At 70.7% G+C, this 8,012-nt stretch carries 8 protein-coding genes; 4 read left to right on the top strand and 4 right to left on the bottom strand.

From position 1 onward, the window contains the following. Positions 1-4: 4 nt before the first annotated feature. Together F563_RS23760 and F563_RS0104085 are read right to left on the bottom strand one after the other, a co-directional pair. On the bottom strand, positions 5-1,945 hold the full coding sequence (locus F563_RS23760) for a hybrid sensor histidine kinase/response regulator (protein WP_019013371.1): 1,941 nt from the start codon (positions 1,943-1,945) through the stop codon (positions 5-7). Next, the gene (locus F563_RS0104085) at positions 1,938-2,654 is read right to left on the bottom strand and encodes a response regulator (RefSeq protein WP_019013372.1); all 717 of its coding nucleotides are present in this window, start codon (positions 2,652-2,654) and stop codon (positions 1,938-1,940) included. The genes F563_RS23760 and F563_RS0104085 overlap by 8 nt, the downstream gene beginning before the upstream one ends. Positions 2,655-2,856: 202 nt before the next feature. Here F563_RS0104085 and F563_RS0104090 point away from each other — a divergent pair, with 202 nt between their 5' ends. From F563_RS0104090 to F563_RS0104105, 4 genes are all read left to right on the top strand, one after another. Further along, on the top strand, positions 2,857-3,060 hold the full coding sequence (locus tag F563_RS0104090; RefSeq protein ID WP_019013373.1) for a YjiS-like domain-containing protein: 204 nt from the start codon (positions 2,857-2,859) through the stop codon (positions 3,058-3,060). 156 nt (positions 3,061-3,216) lie between these two features. Next, on the top strand, positions 3,217-4,356 hold the full coding sequence (locus F563_RS0104095; protein WP_019013374.1) for a mandelate racemase/muconate lactonizing enzyme family protein: 1,140 nt from the start codon (positions 3,217-3,219) through the stop codon (positions 4,354-4,356). A gap of 16 nt (positions 4,357-4,372) precedes the next feature. Further along, positions 4,373-5,512 carry a mandelate racemase/muconate lactonizing enzyme family protein gene (locus F563_RS0104100; protein WP_019013375.1) on the top strand — a complete coding sequence of 380 codons (1,140 nt, stop codon included), beginning with the start codon at positions 4,373-4,375 and terminating at the stop codon, positions 5,510-5,512. A gap of 30 nt (positions 5,513-5,542) precedes the next feature. After that, positions 5,543-6,505, top strand: coding sequence for a Bug family tripartite tricarboxylate transporter substrate binding protein (locus tag F563_RS0104105; protein ID WP_019013376.1), 963 nt, complete (start codon positions 5,543-5,545; stop codon positions 6,503-6,505). 49 nt (positions 6,506-6,554) lie between these two features. Here the strand turns inward: F563_RS0104105 and F563_RS0104110 are convergent, their stop codons facing one another. Further along, on the bottom strand, positions 6,555-7,532 hold the full coding sequence (locus F563_RS0104110; protein ID WP_019013377.1) for a Bug family tripartite tricarboxylate transporter substrate binding protein: 978 nt from the start codon (positions 7,530-7,532) through the stop codon (positions 6,555-6,557). 206 nt (positions 7,533-7,738) lie between these two features. Further along, positions 7,739-8,012 (bottom strand): transposase (locus F563_RS21520; protein ID WP_019013378.1); only part of this gene is annotated, 274 nt, incomplete at its 5' end.

Below are 8,012 nucleotides of genomic sequence, written 5' to 3' on the forward strand. Positions count from 1 at the left end.
CCGCTCAACCTTCGTCCACGACCTCGCGGACGACGCGACGCACATCGGCAGGCGTGAACGGCTTGGCGAGCACCGGCCGGCCGGTCTCGCGCAGGGCGATGTCGATCGCGGTGGTGATCCGGTCGCCGGTGACAAAGACCACGCGCCTAGCGAGCTCCGGGCGCGTCTCGACGAGCCAGCGGTGCAGCGCCATGCCGTCCACGCCGGGCATGCGCAGATCGGTGACGATCAGATCGACCGCGCGCTCGGCCAGCATCGCCTGCGCGCCCGCGCCGTCGGACGCGGTGTCGACCAGCATGCCGTCGGTGCGCAGGATCTCGGCGAGCACGGCGCCGACCTCGGGCTCGTCGTCGACCACCAGGGCGCTGCGCAGCCGTCGCGCCACCAGCGCGGGCCGTTCCGTCTGGTCGGATGCCGCCTCGGGCGCGCGAGGACCCGGCGGCAGCACGATCCGGATCGTCGCGCCGCCGCCCGGCGTCTCCGCGAGCGCGATCACGCCGCCATGCGCGGTCACGATGCTGCGGCAGAGCGAGAGCCCGACGCCGGTGCCCACGCCCTCGGGCTTGGTCGTGAAGAAGGGGTCGAACACGCGCTCGCGCACCTCGGGCGGGACCCCAGGGCCGTTGTCGGCAACGGTCAGGACAATGCCTCCGTCCTCGCGCGCGTGCCCGCTGATCGCGAGCAGACGCGGATGCGCCCGCGTCAGCAGCGCCTGATGCGCATTGGTCAGCAGGTTGATCATCACCTGCACGAGCTGGTCGGCATCGGCCGAGATCGGGGGCAGGTCGGCCGGCAGATCCCGCGTGATCGTCACGCCGGCGCTGCGCAGGGTGTAGCCCACCAGATCGAACGCGGCCTCGACCACCTCGACGATGCGCAGCGGTTTGCGCTCGGGCGGGCGGCGGCGGGCGAGGCCGAGAAAGGTCTGCACGATCCGCGCGCAGCGGTCGGCCGCGCTGCGGATCTTCTGCGTCCGCGCGACGAGCGCCGGATCGGAGCCGGCCATGTCCTCGAGCAGGGTCGCATGGGCGACCACGATCGAGAGCGGGTTGTTCAGCTCGTGCGCGACCCCGGCCAGCAAGGAGCCGAGCGCGGACAGTCGTTCCGACTGACGCACGGCCTCGCGCTGCGCGCGCACCTCGCGCTCGGCCTCGCGCACCGCGGTGACGTCGGTATAGGTCGAGAGCAGTCCGCCATCCGGCAGGCGGCGGCGACGCACCTCGAAGGTCCGGCCGTCGGGGCGCTGTTCCTCGACCGTCTCGTTCCCGGCGGACATCAGCGCCGCCACCCGGCTCTCGACCAGGGCCTCGCGGTCCTCGGCCGGGTTCTCGTGCGCGTAGTAGGCGCCCTGGTTCAGCCGGTAGCGCACGAACGCAGCGAGCGGCGTGCCAGGTACCCCGAGTTCCGTCGGATAGCCGTACATCCTGAGGAACCCCTCGTTCGCGAGCACCACGCGTCCCTCGGCATCGACGATGTTCACGCCCTCGGCGATGTGGCCGAGGATCGCCTCGAGCTGGGCGGTGCGGCGCGCGAGCTCCTCCTCGCGGCGCTTGAGGTCGGTGAAGTCGCGGACGATCGTGAAATAGCCGCAGATCGTCCCGTCCGGCCCCGGCACCGGATGATAGACGCGCTCGACATAGCGCCGCCGTTCGCCCGGATAGCTGAGCCAGCCGAGCCAGCGCACGGTCTCGCCCGCGAGCGCCCGCCGACCCAACGGCCCAAGCTGGGCAGCCGCCGCCGCGCCGAGCACCTCGGCGACGGATCGGCCGAGGATCGCCTCGATCGGCAGGCCGATGAACGAGGCGTATTCCGGGTTGACGTAGCGGTGGATCCGGTCGCGGTCGAGGAAGGCGATGCGGGCCAGGGTCCGGTCGAGCACGCTGCGGAACAGCGTCTCGTTCATCTCCGGCAGCGCGGACGCTGCCGAAACGTCGTGCTCAGCCATCGTACACGTAGCCGGCACCCCGCACGGTGCGGATCAGCGTCGGCGCGGCGGCGTTGCGCTCGATCTTGCGGCGCAGACGCGTGATGCGCACGTCGATCGAGCGGTCGAACGGGTCGCTGCCGCCCGGGTGGGCGATGTCGAGGAGCTGTGCGCGTGTCAGCACGCGTCCGGGCCGCTCGGCGAAGGCGAGCACGAGATCGAATTCCATGGCGGTCAGGTCGATCGGCTCGCCGCCCTCGTCGAGCACCTTGCGCGCGGCGATGTCGACGGTGAGGGCACCGAAGGGAATGCGCTCGGCGGGTTTGGCCGGAAGCACGACCGCGGCGCGTGCCGCCTCCACCTTGCGATAGGTCGCGCGCACACGCGCGAGCAGCTCGCGCAGATCGAAGGGCTTGGCCACATAGTCGTCGGCGCCGATCTCCAGGCCGACGACGCGATCGACCACCTCGCCGGCGGCGGTGACCATGATGATGCCGACGGTCTGGCCCTGCGCGCCGCGCAGGAAGCGCGCGAGCGACAGCCCGTCCTCGCCCGGCAGGCTGATGTCGAGCAGGGCGATGTCGGGCGGGCTCTGGCCGACCGCGGCGCGGAACGCCGTACCGTCGCCCACCGCGCGCACGGCGAAGCCGTGCTGGCCGAGATAGTCGGACACCGCCTCGCGCAGATCAGGCTCGTCGTCGACGACGATGACACTGGGCTTGTCCGGCATCGTTCTGTTCCTGTTTGGGTATGCCGTGTAGCCGGGGTGTGGGCGGGCTTCAAGGCGATCCTGCACGACGTGGCAGGATGCGGCGCGGCTGAAACAAGAGCAACGTGATCGCTGGTGACCGGACATGGCATGGAAACGTGCCGCCGTCATGCTCCGTCCGACCGCACGCCGCCCGACACGGCGTGCCGAGGAACAGCGAAACATGACCGTCCAGATCCTGGCCGTCGCCCGGCCGCGCGCGGCGCTCGAGGCCTTGAGGCGACTGCTCGACGCGCTGCACCGGCGCTACGTCGAGCGGCGGACGCTCAGCGCCCTGGCGCGGCTCGACCCGCATCTGCTGCGCGACATCGGCCTCCCCGACAGCGCGGAGGCAGAGGCCGTGCGACGGATGCTGCGCCGGCCCTGAGCGCTCCCTGCACCGGCGCGGTCGATTGACCGGCCGGGGCGCAGGATGGCACGCTGCCGAAAGGGTCGGCGCAGACCGGCCGCACCGTCATGGCGCGATGGCAGGGAGGTCGGCGATGAGGCAGGTGCCGAACCGCGGCGGAACGGACACAGCCCCGTGAAGGTCACGGCGGTCCGGACGCATATCGTCTCGTGCAAGGTCGAGCGGCCGTTCACCTCGGCGCGCGGCTGGCTGTACACCACACGCGCCTCCTGCCTGGTCGAGGTCGAGACCGACGAGGGCGTGGTCGGCTGGGGCGAATGCTACGGCCCGGCGGCGGCGCTGAAGGCCGTCGTCGACACCATGCTCGCCCCGCGCGTGATCGGCCGCGATCCCTTCGACGTGGGCGCGGTCTGGGAGGACCTCTACAACCGGGTGAAGGATTACGGCCTGACGGGATTGTCGGTCGCCGGCATCTCGGGGATCGACATCGCGCTCTGGGACGTGATCGGCCGCGCGCTCGGCAAGCCCATCCACAAGCTGATCGGTGGTGCGCATCGCACCGAACTGCTCGCCTATGCCACGGGCCTCTACTTCATCGATCCCGACCGCCTGGTCGAGGAGGCGGTCGAGGAAGCGAGCGCCTACGCGGCGCAGGGCTTCCGCGCGATCAAGATGAAGATCGGCGTGGGCGACCTGAAGGCCGATGCGGCGCGTGTCGCCGCCGTGCGCAAGACGATCGGCCCCGACATCCTGCTGGCGGTGGACGCAAACCATTGCTTCAGCGTGCCGAACGCGATCCGGCTCGGGCGGATGCTCGAGAAGCACGACATCCTCTGGTTCGAGGAGCCGATCAGCCCGGAGGACCGCAAGGGCTATGTCGAGGTGACGCGCGCGCTCGACATGGCGGTCGCGGGCGGCGAGAACGAGTTCACCCGCTGGGGGTTCCGAGACATCGTCGCCGAGAAGGCGATGGACATCGTCCAGCCCGATCTCTGCGCCGCCGGCGGGTTCAGCGAGTGCCTGAAGATCGCGACGCTCGCCTCGGCGCACGGCGTGGAATGCGTGCCGCATGCCTGGGGCAGCGCCATCGGCCTTGCCGCGACCGTGCAGTTCCTGGCCGCGCTGCCCGACCAGCCACCCGCCTGGCGGCCGATCCCGCCGATGCTGGAGTTCGAGCAGACGCCCAACCCGCTGCGCGACCGCCTCGCCTTCGAGCCGATCGTCCAGCGCGATGGGATCGTCCGCGTGCCCGACCTGCAGGGCATCGGCATCGAGATCGACCGCGATGTGCTGACGAGCTTCAAGACCGCCTGAGGGAGGAGTGACAGAAATGAAGATCGCCTCGGTGCAGGCGTGGCCGGTGTCGTTTCCAGTGCCGGAGAAGGAACGCGTCAGCCTCGGCATCGGCACCGCGGTGAAGCGCGATGCGGTAGTGGTGAAGGTCGTCACCGACGAAGGCCTCGTCGGCTGGGGCGAGAGCCATCACGGCCGGGCGCACGGCGCGATCGCACATCTGATCAACACCACGCTGCGCGCTCTGATCCAGGGCATGGACGCGGCCGACTGCGTCGGCGTATGGGCGCGCCTCTACAAGTTCCAGCTCGGCAGCCACGGGATGGGCGCCGCCACGGCCATGGCGATGAGCGGGATCGACATGGCGCTCTGGGACATCCGCGGCAAGGCCGCCGGCATGCCGCTCTGCCGCCTGCTCGGCGGCGCGGTGAAGCCCGTGCCGGCCTATGCCGGCGGGGTCGCGCTCGGCTACCAGGATCCGGTCGCGCTGGTCGAGGAGGTGCGGCCGCATGTCGAGGCGGGCTACCGCGCGGTGAAGCTGCGCGTGGGTGACGCGCCGTCGCGCGACATCGCGCGGATCGAGGCGGTGCGGCGCGCATTCGGCGATGATCTCATGATCCTGACGGATGCGAATACCGGCTACGCGGTCGCCGATGCGCGCGCGGCCATGCCGGCGATGGAGCGGCTCGGTGTCGCCTGGCTCGAGGAGCCGTTCCCGGCGCACGACCACCGCAGCTACGCCGAGGCGAAATCCTTCGCGCGCGTTCCCCTCGCCGCCGGCGAAAACCACTACACGCGCTTCGAGTTCCATCGCCTGATCGAGGATCGCGTGCTGACCATCCTGCAACCTGACCTCTCCAAATGCGGCGGCGTTACCGAAACGATGCGCATCGCCCACATGGCCTCGGCCTGGAAGCTGCCGATCCATCCGCACAGCTCGATGACCGGGATCAACCAGGCGGCCTCGATCCATCTGCTGGCCGCGATCGACAATGCCGGCTACTTCGAGGCCGACATCTCGCGCAACAACCTGTTCCGCGACCGGATGGTGACAGCGCCCTGGTCGATCCGCGCCGACGGCACCGTGTTGCCGCTCGACGCGCCGGGGATCGGCCTCGAGGTGGACGAAGCCTTCATCGCCGCCCATCCCGCGATCGAGGGACCCGGCTACGTGTGACCGCAACCACCAACGCAAGGGAGGACAACGATGATCAGACGCATCCTGTTGGCCGGCATCCTCGCGGCCGGGCTCGTCGCACCGGTCCACGCGACCTTCCCCGAGCGCGAGATCCGCTTCGTCTGCGGCTTCCCGGCGGGCGGCACCTGCGACCTGTTGAGCCGCCTGCTCGCCGAGCACCTGACGCCGATCTTCGGCCAGCGCGTGATCGTCGAGAACCGTACCGGTGCCTCCGGCATGATCGCGGCCGACTACGTCGCCAAGGCGCCGCCCGACGGCCACACGGTGGTGCTGGCGATCATGGCGATGCACGCGGTGCAGCCGGTGATGCCGGGCGTGCGCATGCCCTTCGATGTCGATCGCGACCTGACGCCGATCGCCAATGTCGCGAACGTGTACAACATCCTGGTCGCGAGCCCGCAGGCGCCGTTCCGCACCATCCCTGAACTCGTCGCCTACGCGAAGCAGAATCCCGGCAAGCTCACCTACGCCTCGTCTGGCAACGGCACGAGCCAGCATCTGTCGGGCGAGCTGTTCAAGCAGCTCGCCGGCGTCGACATGCTGCACGTGCCGTATCGCGGCGGCGCGCCGGCGATCGTCGACATCGTCGCCGGACGGACCGACATGATGTTCGGCAACATGCCCGAGTTCCTCGGCCAGATCCGCGGCGGCGGACTGCGCCCGATCGCGTTCGGCGCGCCGCGCGCGAGCCCGCTCTTCCCCGGCCTGCCGCTGATCAAGGAGACCGTGCCGGGGTTCGAGATACGCAACTGGTTCGGCGTCGCCGGACCGGGCGGGATGCCGCCAGACCTCGTCGCGCGCTGGAACGCGGCCCTGCGGCAGGTCGCGGCGCAGAAATCGTTCCAGGACCGGATGGCCGAGTCGGGCATGGAGATCATCGTCGGCAGCCCCGAGGAGTTCCGCGCCACCATCGCCGCCGACCGCGCACGCTGGGCCGAGGTGATCCAGAAGGCGGGAATCCGCGCCGACTGATCCGATCGGTGGAGCGGGCCGCCACCCGCCTCCACCCGATGGGCGCGGCCTATTCCACCCGCGCGCCCGAGATCTGAACCGCCTCGCGCCACATCGGCCGCTCGCGCGCGGCGCGCGCGGCTGCCTCCTCGGGCGTGGACCAGGCCATGGAGGCGCCGGCATCGAGGAAGCGCTTGCGCATCGCCTCCTCCTCGCTGATCTCCTTCAGCGCCGCGCTCATGCGCTGGATCGGCGCGTCGGGCGTGCCGGGCGGGAAGAAGAAGCTCTGCCAGGAGGTGACGACGAAGTCGGGAACGCCGGCCTCGGCCATGGTCGGCACCTCCGCCATGGTCGGCACCCGCTCGGCCGAGGTGACGGCGAGCGCGCGCATCCGTCCCTCACGGATCACCGGGACGTAGCTGGTCAGATTGTCGAGCGCGAAGTCGAGCTGCCCGCCCAGCATGACCGGGATCGCCTGCGCCGCGCCGCGGAACGGCACATGCGTCCCCTGGATGCCGACCCGGGCACAGAACAGCGCGCCGGAGAGGTGCGGCGTCGTGCCCACACCGGGCGAGCCGTAGGTGATTCCGTCCGGCTTCGCCTTCGCCCAGCCGATGAACTCCTGGAGCGTGCGCGAGGGGTTGTGCTCGGCTGGAACGACCGCGCAGTTCGGCAGCTCCCATGCCACGCCGACCAGCTTCAGCGCGTGCGGATCGTAGGCCAGCCGCGCATAGAGGAACTCGTTGATCGACAGATGCCCGACCGAGGCGATGCCGATCGTGTAGCCGTCGGGGGCTGATTTCGAGACCGCATCGACACCGATATTGCCGCCCGCGCCGGGCCGGTTCTCCACCACGAAGGTCTGGCCGAGCATGGCTTGCAGCCGCTCGGCGTAGAAGCGCACGAGCACGTCGGTGGAGCCCGCCGGCGGCCAGGGCACGATGATGCGCACGGTGCGCGCGGGCCAGGCCTGCGCGATCGCCGGACGCGCGAGCGGCGCGGCGGCGAGTGCGACGGGCGCGGCGAGCAGATGGCGGCGGTTCAGCATGAATGGTCCTCCCTGTTGACGTCTTGTGCCGCGGAGGATGGCCGACACAGCGCCGGCGCGCAAACCCCGCGGACACCTCGAATAACGGGCCGGCTGGATGCTGCTGAGGGTCGTTGGGGGCGGCCGCGCTTGCGAGTGTGCCGGTTTCGAGGCTCTGCGGGGCTCTGCGGCGCAGGCTACGGGGTTTTTTCCGACGCCATGCCCGATCAAGCGGGCGCGGCTCTCCCCTCGATCCAGACCAGGCGGCGCATGTTGTAGGCGAGGTTGGCGAGCGTGATCCGCGCGGTTGCGCGGACCAGGCCGACGCTGCGCACGACCAGGCCCATGCGGCGCTTCTCGGTGGCGAAGACGTGCTCGACCAGGCTGCGCACCCGGGCGCGGGTCGCGTTGCCGCGGGCGATGTGCGCCGGCATCAGCCGCCCCCGCGGCTTGGCGCGCTGGAACTCTGGTCTGAGCCCACGGCGCTCCAACGCGTCGAGG

The sequence above is a fragment of the Elioraea tepidiphila DSM 17972 genome (assembly GCF_000378465.1).
Lineage (GTDB): Bacteria > Pseudomonadota > Alphaproteobacteria > Acetobacterales > Acetobacteraceae > Elioraea > Elioraea tepidiphila.

What these genes read in the sequence shown, in the direction of transcription:
- F563_RS23760 (WP_019013371.1), bottom strand. Translation starts at nt 1,945, where the DNA reads ATGGCTGAGCACGACGTTTCGGCAGCGTCCGCGCTGCCGGAGATGAAC.
- F563_RS0104085 (WP_019013372.1), bottom strand. Translation starts at nt 2,654, where the DNA reads ATGCCGGACAAGCCCAGTGTCATCGTCGTCGACGACGAGCCTGATCTG.
- F563_RS0104090 (WP_019013373.1), top strand. Translation starts at nt 2,857, where the DNA reads ATGACCGTCCAGATCCTGGCCGTCGCCCGGCCGCGCGCGGCGCTCGAG.
- F563_RS0104100 (WP_019013375.1), top strand. Translation starts at nt 4,373, where the DNA reads ATGAAGATCGCCTCGGTGCAGGCGTGGCCGGTGTCGTTTCCAGTGCCG.
- F563_RS0104105 (WP_019013376.1), top strand. Translation starts at nt 5,543, where the DNA reads ATGATCAGACGCATCCTGTTGGCCGGCATCCTCGCGGCCGGGCTCGTC.
- F563_RS0104110 (WP_019013377.1), bottom strand. Translation starts at nt 7,532, where the DNA reads ATGCTGAACCGCCGCCATCTGCTCGCCGCGCCCGTCGCACTCGCCGCC.